Source organism: Lacrimispora brassicae, assembly GCF_054772055.1.
Genome location: NZ_BRYH01000006.1, coordinates 361,927 through 379,545, shown reverse-complemented (window position 1 = coordinate 379,545; position 17,619 = coordinate 361,927). Strand labels below are relative to the sequence as shown.

General features: G+C 46.4%; 16 protein-coding genes. 5 read left to right on the top strand and 11 right to left on the bottom strand.

The genetic code is table 11. The annotated features are described in order from the left end of the window. The 4 genes from ACYVD3_RS04825 to ACYVD3_RS04810 form a co-directional block, all read right to left on the bottom strand. Positions 1–2,178, bottom strand: a complete 2,178-nt coding sequence (locus ACYVD3_RS04825) for a DUF6449 domain-containing protein (RefSeq protein WP_460641371.1) — start codon at positions 2,176–2,178, stop codon at positions 1–3. Then, entirely contained in the window at positions 2,153–3,052 is a 900-nt protein-coding gene (locus ACYVD3_RS04820) for an ABC transporter ATP-binding protein (protein WP_460641370.1), read from the bottom strand. Before ACYVD3_RS04820 ends, ACYVD3_RS04825 begins: the two co-directional genes overlap by 26 nt. Beyond that, positions 3,018–3,443, bottom strand: coding sequence for a GntR family transcriptional regulator (locus tag ACYVD3_RS04815; RefSeq protein WP_460641369.1), 426 nt, complete (start codon positions 3,441–3,443; stop codon positions 3,018–3,020). The genes ACYVD3_RS04820 and ACYVD3_RS04815 overlap by 35 nt, the downstream gene beginning before the upstream one ends. Positions 3,444–3,530: 87 nt before the next feature. Then, positions 3,531–4,406, bottom strand: a complete 876-nt coding sequence (locus ACYVD3_RS04810; RefSeq protein ID WP_460641368.1) for a DUF4397 domain-containing protein — start codon at positions 4,404–4,406, stop codon at positions 3,531–3,533. A 323-nt stretch (positions 4,407–4,729) separates the two neighbouring features. On the opposite strand from ACYVD3_RS04810, the gene ACYVD3_RS04805 reads away from it, so the two are divergent. Continuing rightward, entirely contained in the window at positions 4,730–4,891 is a 162-nt protein-coding gene (locus ACYVD3_RS04805; protein WP_460641367.1) for a hypothetical protein, read from the top strand. Between the two features lie 210 nt (positions 4,892–5,101). On the opposite strand, the gene nifJ is transcribed toward ACYVD3_RS04805, so the two are convergent. Together nifJ and ACYVD3_RS04795 are read right to left on the bottom strand one after the other, a co-directional pair. Further along, positions 5,102–8,641 carry a pyruvate:ferredoxin (flavodoxin) oxidoreductase gene (nifJ, locus tag ACYVD3_RS04800; protein ID WP_460641366.1) on the bottom strand — a complete coding sequence of 1,180 codons (3,540 nt, stop codon included), beginning with the start codon at positions 8,639–8,641 and terminating at the stop codon, positions 5,102–5,104. Positions 8,642–8,841: 200 nt separating this feature from the next. Further along, the gene (locus tag ACYVD3_RS04795; protein WP_460641365.1) at positions 8,842–10,557 is read right to left on the bottom strand and encodes a VanW family protein; all 1,716 of its coding nucleotides are present in this window, start codon (positions 10,555–10,557) and stop codon (positions 8,842–8,844) included. 201 nt (positions 10,558–10,758) lie between these two features. Here ACYVD3_RS04795 and ACYVD3_RS04790 point away from each other — a divergent pair, with 201 nt between their 5' ends. Then, entirely contained in the window at positions 10,759–11,613 is an 855-nt protein-coding gene (locus ACYVD3_RS04790; RefSeq protein ID WP_460641364.1) for a PHP domain-containing protein, read from the top strand. A 25-nt stretch (positions 11,614–11,638) separates the two neighbouring features. Here the strand turns inward: ACYVD3_RS04790 and hemB are convergent, their stop codons facing one another. Then, the gene (hemB, locus tag ACYVD3_RS04785; protein ID WP_460641363.1) at positions 11,639–12,622 is read right to left on the bottom strand and encodes a porphobilinogen synthase; all 984 of its coding nucleotides are present in this window, start codon (positions 12,620–12,622) and stop codon (positions 11,639–11,641) included. Between the two features lie 233 nt (positions 12,623–12,855). Between hemB and ACYVD3_RS04780 the strand changes: the two genes are divergently transcribed. Further along, positions 12,856–13,110 carry a hypothetical protein gene (locus ACYVD3_RS04780; RefSeq protein ID WP_460641362.1) on the top strand — a complete coding sequence of 85 codons (255 nt, stop codon included), beginning with the start codon at positions 12,856–12,858 and terminating at the stop codon, positions 13,108–13,110. Here ACYVD3_RS04780 and ACYVD3_RS04775 read toward each other — a convergent pair. Beyond that, entirely contained in the window at positions 13,107–14,150 is a 1,044-nt protein-coding gene (locus ACYVD3_RS04775) for a P1 family peptidase (RefSeq protein ID WP_460641361.1), read from the bottom strand. The genes ACYVD3_RS04780 and ACYVD3_RS04775 overlap by 4 nt on opposite strands. Positions 14,151–14,315: 165 nt before the next feature. On the opposite strand from ACYVD3_RS04775, the gene ACYVD3_RS04770 reads away from it, so the two are divergent. After that, positions 14,316–14,555, top strand: coding sequence for a hypothetical protein (locus tag ACYVD3_RS04770; protein ID WP_024295891.1), 240 nt, complete (start codon positions 14,316–14,318; stop codon positions 14,553–14,555). 89 nt (positions 14,556–14,644) lie between these two features. Here the strand turns inward: ACYVD3_RS04770 and ACYVD3_RS04765 are convergent, their stop codons facing one another. Together ACYVD3_RS04765 and ACYVD3_RS04760 are read right to left on the bottom strand one after the other, a co-directional pair. After that, on the bottom strand, positions 14,645–15,784 hold the full coding sequence (locus tag ACYVD3_RS04765) for an AI-2E family transporter (protein WP_460641360.1): 1,140 nt from the start codon (positions 15,782–15,784) through the stop codon (positions 14,645–14,647). Between the two features lie 12 nt (positions 15,785–15,796). Next, positions 15,797–16,951: an alanyl-tRNA editing protein gene (locus ACYVD3_RS04760; protein WP_460641359.1), complete on the bottom strand. Its 1,155-nt coding sequence runs from the start codon at positions 16,949–16,951 to the stop codon at positions 15,797–15,799. A gap of 153 nt (positions 16,952–17,104) precedes the next feature. Between ACYVD3_RS04760 and ACYVD3_RS04755 the strand changes: the two genes are divergently transcribed. Further along, positions 17,105–17,365, top strand: coding sequence for a hypothetical protein (locus tag ACYVD3_RS04755; protein WP_460641358.1), 261 nt, complete (start codon positions 17,105–17,107; stop codon positions 17,363–17,365). Between the two features lie 50 nt (positions 17,366–17,415). On the opposite strand, the gene ACYVD3_RS04750 is transcribed toward ACYVD3_RS04755, so the two are convergent. Continuing rightward, complete coding sequence (locus tag ACYVD3_RS04750; protein WP_460641357.1) at positions 17,416–17,568, bottom strand: hypothetical protein; 153 nt, start codon at positions 17,566–17,568, stop codon at positions 17,416–17,418. Between the last annotated feature and the right edge of the window lie 51 nt (positions 17,569–17,619).

Here is a 17,619-nt window from a genome sequence, read left to right as displayed (position 1 = left end):
TTACACATCTTTTTTTATCTTTTCGATCTCATTTTTAACAGACTCCGGCAACCGGTCCAATGAGATGGAGCATCCCACTTCATTTCTGCTTCTGCCGGATTCCATAACAGCAGAAAAGCTGACCCACTCCCCTGTCCTGCCGCCAAACGGATTCATGCTGGAATATTCCTCCATCACTGCATAACTCATGATCTGCTTAATCTGCTCCGGATCGGTAATCGTCATGTATTGTGAATCCTTATCCTCATAGGCGTATTTGTAAGGATTAAATTGATTGGTATCTATATTAATCTCTTTTACATTTTCCAGACCATTCCAGTTCTCCACGTCCACCTGACTTTCTTTTAGCAGCTCCAGAGTATTTTTAAAGGAAGGGTAGATGGGATAATACCCTCTTGAGGTAACATCGCTGTATTTCCAGGAGCTTTGGATTTCATCCCGCTTTGATTCCGCCTCTGCCTGCTTTTTCGTCAAAAACTGTATGGTGGCTATTGGATTTTCCTTTTGCATGGTCTCCACCTTTAAGTTTCTTAAATCCTCCTGGTATGCAAAGAGCAATTTTTCAGTCATGGCTTTATCTGTTCCGTTTCTGTCACGGCTGACAATATTCGTCTGCTCTCCCCTGCTTACCCTTACCCAGGCAGTATTCTCAGCAGTCTGGACAAGGATGGGATAAATGGCTTTCTTAAATTCCTGGTTCTCAAAAATCTCCATGATTTCCGGCCGGATTTCTTTGCTGGTCAACTGATAGGCCCGGTAAATATCCTTACCGTTTTTCAGCGTATATTTTATAGAAAAATTATAACTTATGTTCCCGCCCTCCCACTGAGAGGAGAAATCATTTTCATGATGGAGCTTTTTGTTTCTGGCCACCGCATCTCGTACCAGAGCCAGGACCGGCGCCGTATCCTTCAGTTTCATGTTACTGAATGCATATGCATCAGAATCCTGGTATTCCCAGTAATAATCCCCCAGGGAATCCTGTTGTGCACTTCCATAAGAAACCCAGTAGGTTGCGTCCTGCATAGACAGGGCAACGGATTCAATGGAAGCTTCTGCCGGGATATAACTGTCATATCCAAACAAATCATAACGGAAGCCGCAGAATATCACTGCTGCCACCAGGGCACAGGCCATCATCTGCTTCCAGTGGCAAAACAGCTTTCTGAATTCAAAATGGTAAATGATCTCAATGACGCAGTGGGACAAAAACATCCCGCAAACCAGTCCGAATACCCCCCAGCCCACGCTGGAATGCATGGACCAGAAAAAAAGGCTTCCGCTAAGAGAGGCTAAAATCACAATAGGGTTCCGGATCACCGGCATGCTGATCTTAAAAGCCATTGCTTTTCCTGCCGATTCCGAGCCTCTCTTTTTATACAGCAAGAAAGAAAGCAGGGTCAAAACTGCCGTCACGGCAAGAACCGCTGTAATCCTGACAGCCTGCGTTCCAGCCGGAGTTCCAGGCTGAAGCCGGTCTAAATTCACCAGAAACAGGACAAAGGCCGAACATTTATCCATGAAAAAGTCAAATACATTCCCGCCGCCCCGATAACTGGTATAAAAAAAGCTGCTGTGGCAAAATTCCAGGATCCATATGACACACACAAAATAAAATTGCAATACCAAGGTTCCAAGTATGCCGATCAGCACATTCCCTGTGAGGATCATGGATATCACAGTCACGGAATACATCATGGCGTAATGGATCATAAACAACAGAAATCCGGTAATGGCTGATCCCAATACCTGGGCAGGAGAAATGCCGTTTACTGCCACCACTCCAAGGGTGATGACCAGGTTTATCCCATATACGACCGCAGGTATAAAAATCCCATTAAAATAATTGACCCAGAACAAATGCTTCCTGTTTACAGGAATGCCGTGATAAAAATCCACCTTCTGCCTGGAATGGAGATAGGAAAAACTGGTTACCCCCATGATCAGGGACAGGAAGATGATCAGCACCGCCACCCAGCCATTTTGAAAGCCCAGCCACTGTTCTAAGCTGGACACAATATACAGATAATCAACATCTTCTCTCAGCCTTTCACTGAGGGTAAGAGCCGTCCCCACCGGAAAAGTAAAGAAAAACACTAAAAATGACAGTGCCATAGACCAAAGGCGTCTTTTGCCATCTTCTCTAAACAGATTATAAAATAAGTTTTTTGATGTCATATCCTGCCACCTCCGTCTCACTAATGAATATTTCTTCCAGAGATAGTGGTATGATCTCATAAAATACCGGCTGAAAGGATTCCATCAGCCCTTCCACTTCTTCTCTGGTCCCGCGTACCGTTATGGTATAGAGTTTCCCTCTTGTTTCTGTCTTAATGCGCTGCAGGGCCTTTAAGTCCTCGGAAGTCATTCCATCCTTTAAAACGCACTGAACCTTATGGATATTAAGCTTCATGTCATCCAAATCCCTGGAAAGCAGGATCCCTCCCCTGTGGAGAAGACCTACATGGTCGCAGATATCCTCTAACTCCCTTAAGTTATGGGAAGCAATGATAGGAGTCAAATTCCTCTCGGACATGTCATTGGCAAAGATGCTCTTCACGGCCTGGCGCATGACCGGATCAAGGCCGTCAAAGGTTTCATCGCAGAAAAGATAGTCCGTATTGGCGCATATCCCGCATAAGACGGAAAGCTGCTTTTTCATGCCCTTTGAAAAAGTATGGATCTTTCTCCTGGCCTCCAGCCCAAAGCTTCCCAACAGATTGCAAAACCGTTCCCTGTCAAACCTTGGGTAGATCCTGCTGTAAAATTCCATCATATCAAGGGGCGAAGCGTTATTAAAATAGTACTGGTCGTCGGAAATGTAAAAAAACCGGCCCTTCACCTTTTCATTTTCAAAGATCTGTTCCCCATCAATAGTAACATTTCCTTCATCAGGCCTTAAGATACCGCTCAGCATTCTTAAAAAGGTACTTTTCCCCGCTCCATTGGTTCCGATGAGGCCAAATACACTTCCTTCCCGTATCTTTGCGCTTACGTGGTCCACTGCCACAATATCGTCAAATTTTTTTGTCAGATTCTCCGCTGTTATCATCCGCTCTCTCCTCCCCTATTAAATATTCCTGTTTTACCCATTCCTCCGCGATCCATGTATGAGCCTTATCCTCTGTCAGTCCTGCCCGTTTAGCCTCCTGGATCCAGCTTGCAAGCTTTCTTTTCAGCTCACTGTTTTTAAGGGCCCTTATGGAACTGGTGTCAGCGACAAAGCTTCCCCTTCCCTTCACGGAATAGATGAACCCTCTTCGCTCCAGCTCCGCATAAGCCCTCTGTATGGTATTGGGATTAATGGATAAATCTGTTGCCAAAGCGCGGACAGACGGAAGCTGCGCATCCTGTTCCAATACGCCGCATATCATAAGATCCTTAAGCTTTTCTACAACCTGCTCGTATATGGGCCTGCGGTCTTTGTAATCAAGCAATATCATATTCCACCTCCTGTTCTGTACTAATACTCTTAATACACTTAGTATAACAAAAAACCTCTGACCTGTCAATCAGAGGTTCCTGTTTTTCTAATATCTTCTGTCTTCCACAATCAGGATACGGATGGCATCCTCCACATTGCTCCAGTTAAATACGTACAAGGTATAGGAAGCATTGCCTCTTATATAGATATTAGAGGTCAAAAGGATATTGCCCCCATAGGAATTGCCGTTGGATACGGAAACCATATAAAAACCTGTTAACACATACTGGAAGCTGGTCACTTCCTGATAATCCACATTGCGGAAGGATACGACCCCGCCGTTTAACACCACATGGACCTTGCGGTTTGTTATGGATAAATTACACACACGGAAGCAGCCAGTGTTAATTCCTCCATTGCAGTGTATATCCTCAATTTCCATCAAATCCAATCCATAATCTGTATTGTAGACCGCAACAGTGACGGCGCGGTTTGCAATAACCGTGATCTGTTTTTCAACATAAACATATCCGCCCAGTCCGCCCACGGTTATGGTCTGCTGCGCCGCCGAAACCCGGCCGTACTGGCTCATTTCCCCATTACTCAGCCCATTGACTGCTAACTGATTGTTTATATAAATAAGAAATGGACTATAGCCGGCTGCCGCATTTAAGAACCGGACAAGGCCATTTTGCCCAGAGTCACAGAAATAGCATGGGATAATGGGTTTTGGAAACACTGTAATAATAGAGCTGCTGGTCCCATCAGGGTCTGAATCATAAAGGGGAAAATCAGGAAAAGGTATTTCTTTTTCCAGATTGAGGGGAGGCGGGCTCTCATTATTTTCTTCTGGTGGTTCCTCTCTTGTTTCCTCCGTATTGTCGCTGTTTTCTCCCTCCGCCGGAAACTCGTCTTCTTCCGGGGGTGTCAACGGAGTTGTTTCCATATCCGTATCATTCTGCATATAAGATAAAATTCCCATAGAATCCCTCTTTTATGATAGTTATATAGTAAGTTTATTCCCACATTAATGCCCAGTGCCTGTCTCTGATTAAGTCCCTGTCTTTTTTATTAATAAGTTGAAGGAATACCATGATTTATATTTCATTTACTGTGGGCTCCTATTCTTAAATTCACAATTTTCACTATTCATTGCCATTATAATCTATATATTTACTTTTTTACCTCCAGAAATATAATAGTAGTAATTAATCCCGTTATTTTTGTAAAATATAATCGAAGGTGGTGGATAATTGCGGATAAAAATTATTTTACTCACAGGGTTGGGGGGGTTATTCCTGGGTCTTGGAGCCATTGGACTGCTGCTTCCAGTCTGGCCTGGTGGCTGACCCTGAATATGGAGAACGTTTTACAACGGCTGCCGGACTGTCCATGGATAAGGTCATGGAACTTTCCAAGCTGGACTATAACGGTCTGATTCAGACGACGCTTTCCAGTGTGATGTAACCAATATCACAGCCAGGAAACGTATAGTTTAACTAAGGAGCGTCTTCCTTGCTCCACGTAGATAAAACAAGGGAGGGAATCCGCAAAATCCGGATTCCCTCCCTTATTTTTTTGCATGTATTCTGTCCATAAAAACAGATAAAGAAACTTACGCCCGGATCATTCCATCCGGGCGTGTTTTAAATTACTACTGGATAATCATTTCGTCAATTATTCATTTCCGTATAAAATAACCAGTTTTCTCAGATATTCATACCTGTCTTTTGCATCTGCCTCATTCCTTGCAAATAATTCGGCTGCTCTCTCAGGATTCTTCATTGCTAAGGATGCGTAACGAACCTCGCCCTTTAAGAATTCCTGGTATCCTTCTAATGCAGGAGCCTTGCTGTCTAAGGTAAATTTCTTCTCAGCAGCCGGATTGTAGCGGAAGTTGTTCCAGTAACCGCACTCAACAGCCAGCTTCTCTTCTGTCTGAGCCTTGGACATGCCCTTCTTGATACCATGGCTGATACATGGAGCATAAGCGATGATCAGAGATGGTCCCGGATATGCCTCTGCCTCGGAGATTGCCTTTACAGTCTGAGCATAATCAGCGCCCATAGCGATCTGTGCCACATATACATAACCATAGCTCATAGCGATGCTTGCTAAGTCTTTCTTTCTTGTTTCCTTACCGCCTGCAGCGAACTGTGCAACAGCACCTGTCTTGGTAGCCTTGGAAGACTGACCGCCGGTATTGGAATAGATCTCTGTATCAAATACCATAACGTTGATGTCCCTGCCGCTTGCAAGCACATGGTCAACGCCGCCGAAGCCGATATCATATGCCCAGCCGTCGCCGCCGAATACCCACTGGGATTTCTTAGCCAGGTAATCCTTGTCCTTAAGAATCGCCTTGCAGGTATCACATTCAACGCCCTCTAATGCTGCAACTAACTTATCGGTTGCAGAACCATTGGTTGAGCCTGACTCAAAGGTATCCAGATATTCCTTGCAGACTGCCTTGATTTCATCAGAAGCCTTTTCGGAATTTACAAGCTCTTCAACCTTTGCTTTTAAACCGCCTCTGATAGCACTCTGAGCCAGCATCATACCGTAACCGAACTCAGCATTGTCCTCAAATAAGGAGTTTGCCCATGCAGGACCCTGTCCCTTTGCATTTACGGTGTAAGGTGTGGATGGAGAAGAGTTGCCCCAGATGGAAGTACATCCGGTTGCGTTTGCAATATACATTCTGTCACCGAATAACTGAGTGATCAGTTTTGCATAAGGTGTCTCGCCGCAGCCTGCACATGCTCCTGAGAACTCAAGAAGAGGCTTCTTGAACTGGCTGCCCTTAACGGTGTTTTCTTTAAACTTATCGATAACTTCCTGCTTGATAGGAAGTGTCTGGCCGAAATCAAATGCTTTCTGCTTCTCTGCGCAGTTTTCTTCCATGTTGACCATAACAAGAGCCTTCTCGCCCTTCTTTCCTGGACATACGTTTGCACAGGAACCGCAGCCTGTACAGTCAAATGCGGATACGGTCACAGCGAACTGATATCCTGGCATGCCTGTCATTGGAAGAGTCTTCATCTCCTCAGGCTTTGCTGCTGCTTCTTCCTCAGTCAGAGCAACGGAACGGATAACAGCGTGAGGACATACATAGGAACAGAAGTTACACTGGATACAGTTCTCCGGAACCCAGCCTGGAATGGTAACTGCAATACCGCGCTTCTCGTATGCGGAAGAGCCGGATGGTGTGGAACCATTGACATAATCGCTGAATGCGGATACTGGCAGGGAATTTCCTTCCTGTGCGTTTACCTTGGACTGAACGTTATTAACAAAATCAACAACATCCTTTCTGCCTTCTGTGATGAACTTATAATCAAGTCCTTCATCCTCGCAGTTTTTCCAGCTTTCCGGAACTTCTACCTTAACAACGCCTTTCGCACCGGCATCAATAGCTGCCCAGTTCTTCATAACGATTTCTTCGCCCTTACGTCCGTAGGTTGCCTTTGCAGCCGCCTTCATCAGTTCGTTTGCCTTTTCGGAAGGAATAATTCCGGTCAGTTCAAAGAATGCGGACTGAAGGATGGTGTTGATACGGGTCTGGCCCATGCCAGTCTCAATACCGATCTTCACACCGTCAATGATGTAAAACTTGATGTTGTGGTCAGCGATGTACTTCTTCACCTGTCCTGGTAAGTGTTTCTCAAGACCGTCAGCATCCCATGGGCAGTTCAATAAGAAGACACCGCCGTCAACCAGTTCCTGAACCATGTTATATTTACGGATATAGGCCGGATTGTGGCATGCCACAAAGTTAGCCTGGCGGATTAAATAGGTGGATTTGATCGGCTTATGACCAAAACGCAAGTGAGACATTGTAACGCCGCCGGACTTTTTGGAGTCATAATCAAAGTAAGCCTGAGCATACATATCTGTATTGTCACCAATGATCTTGATGGAGTTCTTGTTGGCGCCTACGGTACCATCTGCACCAAGACCCCAGAACTTACAGTTAGAGGTTCCTTCCGGAGTTGTAACGATGGGTGTGCCTGCCTCAAGAGAGAGATGGGTCACATCATCTACAATACCGATGGTAAATGGAGTTTTCTCCTTGTTGTTATAAACAGCAACGATCTGAGTCGGTGTGGTATCTTTGGAACCTAAGCCGTAGCGTCCGGTTAAAACCTTCACCTGATCGAACTTTGTTCCCCTGATGGCTGCAACAATGTCAAGGTATAAAGGCTCGCCAATGGAACCTGGCTCTTTTGTTCTGTCTAATACGGAAATGGTCTTTACAGTATCCGGGATAGCATCAAGGAAAGCTTCTACGCAGAACGGACGGTATAAGCGGACTTTCACCACGCCTACCTTGCTGCCTGATGCCAGCAGATAGTCAATAGTCTCCTCAATGGTATCGTTTACGGAACCCATGGAAATGATCACATGCTCTGCATCAGCAGCTCCGTAGTAGTTGAATAATTTATAATCGGTTCCGAGCTTTGCATTGACCTTGTCCATGTATTTCTGAACAGTTGCAGGTAAAGCATCATAATACGGGTTGCAAGCCTCTCTTGCCTGGAAAAAGATATCAGGGTTCTGTGCGGAACCTCTTAAGTCCGGATGGTTTGGATTTAAGGCGCGATGACGGAATTCGTCGATTGCATCCATGCTTACCATCTCTTTTAAGTCCTCATAATCCCAGGTTTCCACCTTCTGGATCTCGTGGGATGTACGGAAACCGTCGAAGAAGTTGATAAACGGTACTTTGCCCTCAAGAGCTGCCATATGAGCAACCGGAGTTAAGTCCATAACTTCCTGCACGCTGGATTCGCATAACATGGCACAGCCTGTCTGGCGGCATGCGTATACGTCAGAGTGGTCACCAAAGATAGATAAAGCATGGCTGGCAACTGCACGTGCGGATACATGGATTACACCTGGTAACTGCTCGCCTGCGATTTTATAAAGGTTCGGGATCATGAGTAAAAGACCCTGGGAAGCTGTATAAGTGGTGGTCAGCGCACCTGCTGCCAAGGAGCCGTGAACTGCACCTGCCGCACCTGCTTCAGACTGCATCTCTGTAATCTGTACTGTCTGACCGAAGATGTTGGTTCTTCCGTCCGTCGCCCATTCATCTGTCGCTTCAGCCATAGGTGAAGATGGGGTAATAGGATAAATAGCCGCTACATCAGTAAATGCGTATGACGCATGAGCTGCTGCATGGTTACCATCCATGGTTTTCATTTTTCTTGCCATTATTGATTTCCTCCTGCAAATGTGAATAATGTATCAATTGGTTCCCGTTAAAATGGGAAAGTGACCTGACATTATTATAACAATTATTCAACAAATTGCAAATAATAAAACAGGAAATTTAAGTATTATTTTCGAAACAATCCGATAAAAAGGGACTGGAACGAATAATCTGTCCAGTCCTGTCTGATTTTGACCTGTTTTTAGTTGAATGGGTTGGGAGGAATCACATTCTGACCGCCCTCACCTTCCGCCGCTTCTGTGGCAGAAGAAGGTCCCTGAGTCTGGGAAGGCTGGGTTTCCGTAGTTCCCGGTCCCTGAGGTCCGCCGGAATTTTCGGCCGTCTCATTATTGTTGGGAGCAGTGGTCTCTGCATTTCCCTGGGAACCTGCCGGACTGCTTTCAGCGGCAGAAGTTGCCGGATCAGTAGCCGGAATGACGACTCCGGACTGGTTCCTCTTAATGGTAGCAGGTTTTCCCCTGTAGGTGCTGTTATGCAGAAGCTCATCGCTTACAACAACGCCGTTCTTTTTGGTAACCAGGTTAGTCACCCAGCGGCTTCCCTTGGTCTCTGCCTTAACGATCTTTTCCTCTCCAAGCTGAAGGGTCTGGTCTTCCTCATAAACCGGAGCAGGAGCATCTAACTCCGCCGTTTTCTTCGATGTCATGGATAACGTGACGCCCTCCTCCAGAATCGGAATCCCAACAATGGAGATCTTTAACTTCCTGTCAGCAAAGCTGGTTCTGATGGCTACGGCAGTGGTGGAATTATTGACAAACTTCATGTCAGGTCCGCCGAAGCTGACCATGGCGTCCTCACCCGGTGTCACATAGGAAGGCTCATAGCTGTGGGCGTGGCGCTCTGTAGTGGAAAGCCCTGCAAATACCACCGCATTATATAAGGTAGAAGATACCTGGCATACACCGCCGCCGGGCTCTTCGACTAATACTCCGTTTAAATATGCACCTGCCGGACGGTATCCCTTTGCCGTGGAACGCTCCCCTGTGGCTTTATTGAAAGAGAACTCTTCTCCCGGCTGCAGGATCAGGCCGTCTAAGGCATTGGAAGCCAGCTCAATATTTTTATTTCTATCACTATTGGCCGTGGTGGTGGTGGAATAAGTACCGATGACCTTATACATCTCCTTTGCCTGTGCCTCGGTTATCTTAGGGGCAACTTCCTTGCCTGTGACCTGGATCACCGCCTGGAAATTCTTGGCCTTCATCTGGGTCATAATATCCGATGCAAGTTTCTCCTGATCAATCACAACTCCGTTTTTCTCTCCGGAATAAACAAATTTTCCTGTATTTTTATCAAATCCTGATACGGAACCGTTTTTAGCAGTCACATCCCATTTCCCTGCAATGGCTTTTACCTCAGCCTGAACGTCCTCATCCAGACCGTCAGTGTCCATGGTGTAGCTTTCCTTTGGTTCTCCGGAATATATCTCTTCAAGGAGGGCATCCACCTTTTTATCCATCAGGTTCTTAAGTTCGTATTCATCCTGGTTATAGGTAACCTTCAGCCCCCACTGGTACTGCTTTTCAATGGCTTCCCGGGCTTCTTCCCTGGACATTCCGGTGATGGTGATCCCCTCAACCTTAACTTCTTTCTGCAATTCCGTCTCAGAAACAGTGGTGGTATTTACCTCCGTCTCCTTTGCCTTTCCGCCTCCGATAAGCTTAACAGCAGCCATGATGCAGATAAAGGCGGCAATGGCCAGAATAATCGCCAGAAGTATCTTTGTGATGTTGTACTGGGGTCCTCTTCTTTTTTTCTTTCCCCGCCTTTGCTGATAGGAACTGCCCGTTCTGGCCTGTCCTGTTTTGCGGCCTGCTTCCGATGCGTTTTTACTGCTGACCTTCCGGGAAGAATAGGCTCTTCCCCCGCCTCTTTGTCTGTTATCTATCTGATTCATTTATTTCACCTTTTTACATGATTTTGTAGCATTACATTGAGTAGTATACCATACTTTGTGGGAAATGCTATTACGATTTTATGAATTTTCTTAATTATTTTTCGCGTTTATTCTACATTTTACAGAATGAAAAAAACATGTTACTATAGTGTTACCAAACTATTTATTGTATTACCAAACTATTTCATTTTGGAGGTTTTTATGAAATTTGTCGATTTGCATGTTCATTCCAATGCTTCGGATGGCACCTTCACTCCCTCCCAAGTGGTAGCCCTGGCTGTGGAAAAGGGTCTTGGGGCCATTGCCCTCACAGACCACGATACCATTGACGGCCTTTCGGAAGCCCAGGCTGCTGCCTCCGGTCTTCCAATTGAGATCATTCCGGGAATTGAACTCTCCTGTGTGTACCAGGGAGAAGAAATTCATATTCTGGGGCTTTATGTGGATCTTACCGACCAGGAGTTCGTCTCTGAAACGGACACGCTTAAGGAAATTCGAAAAAAAAGGAATGAGGAAATGATACGCCGCTTCCAAAATGCCGGCATTTCCATCACATTAGATGAGGTAATGGCAGGAAATCCTGACACGGTCATAACACGGGCTCATTTTGCCCGGGTTCTCTTTGAAAAGGGCTATATTAAGAACATGGATCAGGCATTTAAAAAATACCTGGATTACAGCGGTCCTTACTGCCCCCGCAAGGAAAAGATCACCCCGGAGCATGCCATGAAAATCCTTACAGGCTGCAAGGCTTCTCCTGTTCTGGCTCATCCGTACCAGTATCATCTGGGAGATAAAAAGACCGGGGAGCTGGTCCGCTATTTAAAGGAGCTGGGGCTTCATGGCCTGGAGGTCTACCATTCCTCCAACAACCAGTACGAAAGCGGTAAACTGAAAAAGCTGGCCAGGGAGTATGACCTCTTTCCCACAGGCGGCTCTGATTTTCACGGGAACAACAAGCCTGATATCAGCCTGGGTTCCGGGCGGGGAGGCCTTCGGGTATCCGCTCTTCTTCTTGATGATATTAAAAGGATCAGGCAGGAAAAGGGCCTTTGACCCCTTCCTGCCGCCCGGCCCGGCCTCAGCCGATTTTCCCCTCGTCCATAAAACGGGCAAGCTCTATTGCATAGTAAGTGATGAGGATATCCGCCCCTGCGCGGTATATGCTCACCGCTGATTCGCATACCACTTTTTCTTCGTCAATAAAACCGGCTTTGGAAGCTGCCTTTATCATGGCGTATTCCCCGCTTACGCTGTAAGCGGCTACAGGAAGGTCATGGCGGTCCGCCACCTCTCTTATGATATCCAGATAGGAAAGGGCCGGCTTTACCATCACTATATCGGCGCCTTCTCCCACATCCAGTTCCACTTCCTTTAAAGCCTCTTTCCTGTTATGATAATCCATCTGATAGCTCTTCCTGTCACCAAAGGCGGGTGCAGACCCTGCAGCTTCCCGGAAAGGACCGTAAAATGCGGAAGCATACTTGGCGGAATAAGCCATGATGGGCACATTCACAAACCCTGCGCCGTCAAGAGCCTGCCTCATGGAGCCGATCCGTCCATCCATCATGTCGGAAGGGGCCACCATATGGGCTCCGGCCTTTGCATGGGAAATGGCAGTCAGGTTTAAATATTCCAGGGTCTTGTCATTATCCACATACTCTCCATCCAGGATCCCGCAGTGACCGTGAGAGGTATATTCGCACATGCACACATCTGTGACAATATATACCCTTGGATAATGTTCCCTGATAAAGCGGATAGCCCGCTGGACAATTCCTTCATCATCATATGCCTGGCTGCCGCAAATATCTTTATGAGCCGGAATGCCAAACAGCAGGATCTTTCCCACGCCGGCCTTTAAAAGCCGGTCCATGATCAGGGGAAGCCGGTCCACGCTGTAACGGTATTGGCCTTCCATGGAAGTAATTTCTTCCACAGTCTCTTTTCCATCCACCACAAATAAGGGATAAATCAGGGACTCCTTTGAGACTCTTGTTTCCCGTACCATTTTTCTCAAGGTATCTGATGTTCTTAATCTTCTCGGTCTGTATATCAAATCCATATCCAATCCCTCCATTTTATTCCCGCGAAAACAACGAGCCGAAGTCAGGCGAGCTTGTTTTCCTGTATCTTGTAAATGCCGCAGGGGTCAAATATCTGGTAGCTTGCTGCCAGGTATTTGACCCTTGTCTATTATACACCCTCTTAACGAAGATTCAAGTAATTCTTGCATCAATGGAAAAGATTGCTTATAATAGGATTCATATTAAATGAATCAGAAACGAGGTACTGCTTATGGAAGAATTTTATCAGGCCATGGAGGAAGCCATCCGCACAGCCGGCTATGAAGGCCCTGTGGATGGGGAAGACATCTACAACGAGATCTGCGACGAAATTGAGGACAAGGAACCGGGCGCATACGTATTCATGTCAAAGAAAACGGATGACACTTTTTTTGAATACAAAATACAGGTTTTCGAAGACCAGTTTAATTTAAGCGCCATTGACGTTCACACCCCCCATCAGGTTTATCACGTAGATTTTGATTAAATCCGCTCTTTGGAAAGCCACAGGTCTGTCAGGGAATGTATCACATTTCCCTTGTAACCTGTGGTTGTTTTTGCCATGGCAAGAGAATTGAGGACCGCTTCCTCCGTCGCTTCTGCCGCAGCCCTAAAAGCCGTTTCCAGGGCGCTTTCTTTCAGAATGCTGACAGACAGGAGTTCTTTTTCCGCCTGTTCCGGAATCCGGTTTGTCGTAGTAAAGCCGATCATAATATCCCCGCTTCCATGTCCCATATAGGAACCGGTTCTGGACAGCCCTACCCCTGCCCGCTTTAAAATCCTCTTTAACTGGCGGTCTGAAACAGGTAGATCCGTAGCTATAATCGTCATGATGGAGCCTCTGTCCAGGACTGACGGCTTTATCAACCGGGCGATTTCCTTTCCAACAGCCGTTCCTCCCACCATGAGGTTTTCCGTGCTCCCGAAATTCGACTGCACCAATACCCCCAGAGTATAGGTTTCCCCTCCGATTTGAAACCTTCGGGACGAGGAGCCGATCCCACCTTTTAAGCCATAGCATACGGTACCGCAGCCAGCCCCTGCCGCCCCTTCTTCAAAGTCAGAGGAGGCGTCTGCTGCTGCCGCTTTCACTTCTTCCAGTCCAATTACCCTGTGGCTGATTTTATTTAGGACCGAATCATTGCATTCTCCCACCACAGGGTTTATGGAAGTGATCTCCACTCCTTCTTTCCCGCACTGCTCAAGGATCAGATCCACCAGGGCATCGTGGACCTTTCCCACATTCAGCGTGTTAGTAAGGGCGATGGGCGTTTCCAGGGTTCCAAGCTCTTCCACCTGGATAAGGCCCTGGCTTTTTCCAAAGCCGTTGTGAACATAGGCCGCTGCTACCAGTTTCCGCCGGAAGGGATTGTCTTTACAGGGCAGGATCACAGTGACTCCTGTTTTATGTTCCCTGGTATCAATGGTGGCATGTCCTACCAGGACTCCTTCCACATCGGTGATTTTATTAAGGGGCCCCGGAGCCAGTTTCCCAGTGATGATGCCATATTCCCTAATCCTTTTCATGATCCTTTTCTCCTTTTTTCCATTTATATCCTTATTATACATAAAAAACAGCAGAAAGATTTTATTTTCTGGTTTTTTCCATATTGTACCATAGAAAAAACACTGTTATAATGAAGGAGTAGGAATTGACAATTATTTCACGGACACTCCAAAGGAGGAATTCATATGAAAATTCAGAATATTACAGATGTAGAAAAATTCTTTAAAGTCATTGAGCAGTGCAAGGGCACCGTTGAGCTGGTTTCCAAAGAAGGAGACCGGATCAACTTAAAGTCCAAACTAAGCCAGTACCTTTCCATGGCCACTATTTTTTCCAATGGCAGCATCATCAGTGAACTGGAGCTGGTTGCCCACGACCCGGAAGATGTGGAAAGGCTCATCAAATATATGTATCAGGGTGAATAGAAAAAAGAGGGATTCCGATGATCCCTCTTTTTTTGTGCCAGCAATGAGCCGAACAAATATGCTTGCATATTCATTTGGCGAATGCCGCGTCATAACTTTCTGCTTTTCAGCTTCTTCTTTCTCTCCAGCCTTCCGTTTACGTTTTCCCGGAGAATGGCATACAGTACAGAGCAAAGAGGGATAAATACCAACATTCCCACAATTCCCATGGCACTGCCTCCGATGGTGACCGCAACCAGGACCCAGATGGAAGGAAGCCCTACGGAACCTCCCACCACATGGGGATAGATAAAGTTTCCTTCTAACTGCTGAAGGACAAAAAATATGATCAAAAAAATCACCGCATCAAGAGGCTTTACCATCAGCATCAAAAATGCTCCGATGGCACAGCCGATAAATGCCCCAAACATGGGGATAAGCGCTGTAAATGCGATCAGGACGCCGATGAGAAGCCCATAAGGAAGGCGGAAAACCGACAGGACCAAAAAGAACATGCTCCCAAGGATGACCGCTTCCAGGCACTGTCCGGCGAGGAAATTGGAAAAGGTTTCAGAAGCCAGGGTTAAAACCTCAAGGGTCCGCGTCATTACCTCCTCTGGAAGAAAGGCCCTCATCAGCTTTTGAAACTGGCGTGACAGAGTTTCTTTCTGAAGAAGGATATAAATGGCAAAGACCAAAGCGATGACAAAGGTGGTCACCCCGTTTATAATGGACATGGCGGCTGACACCGTGGAGGAAAGCACCGTTCCCGCTCCGGTGGACAAAAATCCAACCACTCCTTCCAGAAAGGCCCTCCAGTCGATCTGGATGCTATTGATATATTCAGCGATTTCAGGGTTTTGGGCAAACAGACGTTCCGCTTCCTCCTTAACCCCTGCAAGAAAAGCCGGAATGCTGTTTTGCAGGCTTAAAAGCGTTTCAAAAAGCTGTGGCATCACCACAAAGATAACAAGCAGCAGGATCCCAATTACAAACACCAGGGTAAGACAAAGGCTTAATGGCCTGCGGATCCTGCTTCCTTCCTTTACCGGCAGCATTTTTTCGATCCTGCGCATGGGCACATTGAGAATAAAGGCCATGACCCCTCCCACAAGAAAGGGTGAGAGAAACCCGATCACCTTCATAACCAAGGCAAACAGGCTGCGGTAATTCCAGCCTGCCACAACCACGATTACGGCAAATACGATCAGTCCCCGTATTTTTTTTATTGTACTGTCATTGAATTCCATTATTTTCTCCTTTTACGCTTCTTCCTCAAATGCTTTTCTGATATCTTCCTCCAAAGCCTGAAAAGTTCCCTGGGCCATCAAGGTACTTCCCCCTCCCTTGCCGCTTAATCTTCTATTTAATACCTTACTCAATGTCCTCATGTCCTGCCGGCTGCTTCCAAGGGCATACTGAACGTTTCCCTCATCTCCGGAACATGCCAAAACCACGCTTCCCTTCTTTCCTTCATACAGCATGGTGCAAAACTGTCTTAGCTCCACCGGAGCCAAGTCGCGGTCAAATACAAGAAGAGGTCCATCCCATTCAGGATAGTCTCCTGCCTTTCGCTGAAGCAGCTCTTTAGAAAGCTGGCCGATCCTTCCATCTTTTTTTAATCCATCCTCTTTTAACCGGTCAACTGCCTCCAAAACCCTATCCGGCTTTGCCGATAAAAGAACGGAAATGCCGGACACCGCCTTCTGTTTTTTGTGATAATCCCAAAGGGCCAGCCGTCCGCATACCATGGACACCCTGACACCGCCCTTATAATGGATCATCCCCGTCACCTTCAGAATGCCGATTTCCCCTGAGGTCATCACGTGGGTTCCGCAGCATGCGCATACATCCCCACCCGGAAATTCGATGAGTCGGACTTGTCCGGTCAATTCCTTTTTGCTCCGGTAATCCATACGGGAAAGCTCCTCCTTTGACGGATAAGATTCCACAACCGGAATATCCAGCCAGATGATTTCATTCACTTTTATCTCTGCCGCTTCTATCTGTTCCTGGGTCAGTGGGCCGTTAAAATCCACGGTCACCTCATCCTTTCCCATGTGAAACCCTATGTTATCAAGACCATAATGCTTATGTACGATTCCCGACAGCAAATGTTCCCCGGAATGATTCTGCATATGGCAAAATCTTCTTTCCCAGTCTATGGTCCCAACCACCCTGCTGCCCGCCTTAAGGGGCTTATCTGTAATATGGATAATGCCTTCCGGCTTTTCCCTTACGTCAAGGACTGCCGCTTCTCCCAGGCTCCCCATATCAGCCGGCTGGCCGCCGCCCTCCGGATAAAAGGCTGTCCGGTCTAAAAACACCTGAAAAAAACCGTCCTTTCCCTGGCTGCAATCCAGCACCTCTCCTTCAAATATTTTTACATATGGTCTGTTATAATATAATTTATCCATCTTTTGCTCCTCATTTCTCTGTTGTTCTAATTATACACAACAATTGGATAAGTTCAATCACATCAAATCTAAAATTTTGAGAAAAATTTGGAAACAGTGGCAAGCTGGTCTTCATACACTTACAGTGTAAACAAATTATTTGGAGGAACCTATATGAGTGATCTAGCAGCAACTAACTGTGGATGCGGATGCGATTGCAACAGTGGAGGATGCAACAGTGGAAGTGGTTTCAATATGATTTGGCTGATCCTTATCCTGTGCTTCTGTGGTGGCGGCAGCGGCGGCTGCGGCAGCAGTTGCGGCGGCAGTTGCGGCGGTTGCGGAAATGATGGCGGCAGTTGGATTTGGATCATCATTCTTCTGTGCTGCTGTGGCGGCGGTGGCTTTGGTGGTGGAAGTAACTTCTGCTGCTAAGCAAAACATAAAACGGGGCCCGATCTTTTTAGATCGGGCCCTGTTTTCATTTATGAACGGCTCTGGCCGTTTTCCTTTCCAGGCCTTGGAAAAGGGCCCTGGTTGCTTCCTCCTTTTAAAGAGTTCCTGTTCTGCTTCATCTTCATACACTCTTCATCAATTTCATATACTGCATTACCATCTATGATTAATCGGCTTTTCATATCTAAATCACTCTCCTGTAATACTAATATATGCAGATGCATATATTGTCA

Excerpts from the sequence above, each read along its gene's own strand:
- ACYVD3_RS04825 (WP_460641371.1), bottom strand. The coding sequence starts at position 2,178 with ATGACATCAAAAAACTTATTTTATAATCTGTTTAGAGAAGATGGCAAA.
- ACYVD3_RS04820 (WP_460641370.1), bottom strand. The coding sequence starts at position 3,052 with ATGATAACAGCGGAGAATCTGACAAAAAAATTTGACGATATTGTGGCA.
- ACYVD3_RS04815 (WP_460641369.1), bottom strand. The coding sequence starts at position 3,443 with ATGATATTGCTTGATTACAAAGACCGCAGGCCCATATACGAGCAGGTT.
- ACYVD3_RS04810 (WP_460641368.1), bottom strand. The coding sequence starts at position 4,406 with ATGGGAATTTTATCTTATATGCAGAATGATACGGATATGGAAACAACT.
- nifJ (WP_460641366.1), bottom strand. The coding sequence starts at position 8,641 with ATGGCAAGAAAAATGAAAACCATGGATGGTAACCATGCAGCAGCTCAT.
- ACYVD3_RS04795 (WP_460641365.1), bottom strand. The coding sequence starts at position 10,557 with ATGAATCAGATAGATAACAGACAAAGAGGCGGGGGAAGAGCCTATTCT.
- ACYVD3_RS04790 (WP_460641364.1), top strand. The coding sequence starts at position 10,759 with ATGAAATTTGTCGATTTGCATGTTCATTCCAATGCTTCGGATGGCACC.
- hemB (WP_460641363.1), bottom strand. The coding sequence starts at position 12,622 with ATGGATTTGATATACAGACCGAGAAGATTAAGAACATCAGATACCTTG.
- ACYVD3_RS04780 (WP_460641362.1), top strand. The coding sequence starts at position 12,856 with ATGGAAGAATTTTATCAGGCCATGGAGGAAGCCATCCGCACAGCCGGC.
- ACYVD3_RS04775 (WP_460641361.1), bottom strand. The coding sequence starts at position 14,150 with ATGAAAAGGATTAGGGAATATGGCATCATCACTGGGAAACTGGCTCCG.
- ACYVD3_RS04770 (WP_024295891.1), top strand. The coding sequence starts at position 14,316 with ATGAAAATTCAGAATATTACAGATGTAGAAAAATTCTTTAAAGTCATT.
- ACYVD3_RS04765 (WP_460641360.1), bottom strand. The coding sequence starts at position 15,784 with ATGGAATTCAATGACAGTACAATAAAAAAAATACGGGGACTGATCGTA.
- ACYVD3_RS04760 (WP_460641359.1), bottom strand. The coding sequence starts at position 16,951 with ATGGATAAATTATATTATAACAGACCATATGTAAAAATATTTGAAGGA.
- ACYVD3_RS04755 (WP_460641358.1), top strand. The coding sequence starts at position 17,105 with ATGAGTGATCTAGCAGCAACTAACTGTGGATGCGGATGCGATTGCAAC.
- ACYVD3_RS04750 (WP_460641357.1), bottom strand. The coding sequence starts at position 17,568 with ATGAAAAGCCGATTAATCATAGATGGTAATGCAGTATATGAAATTGAT.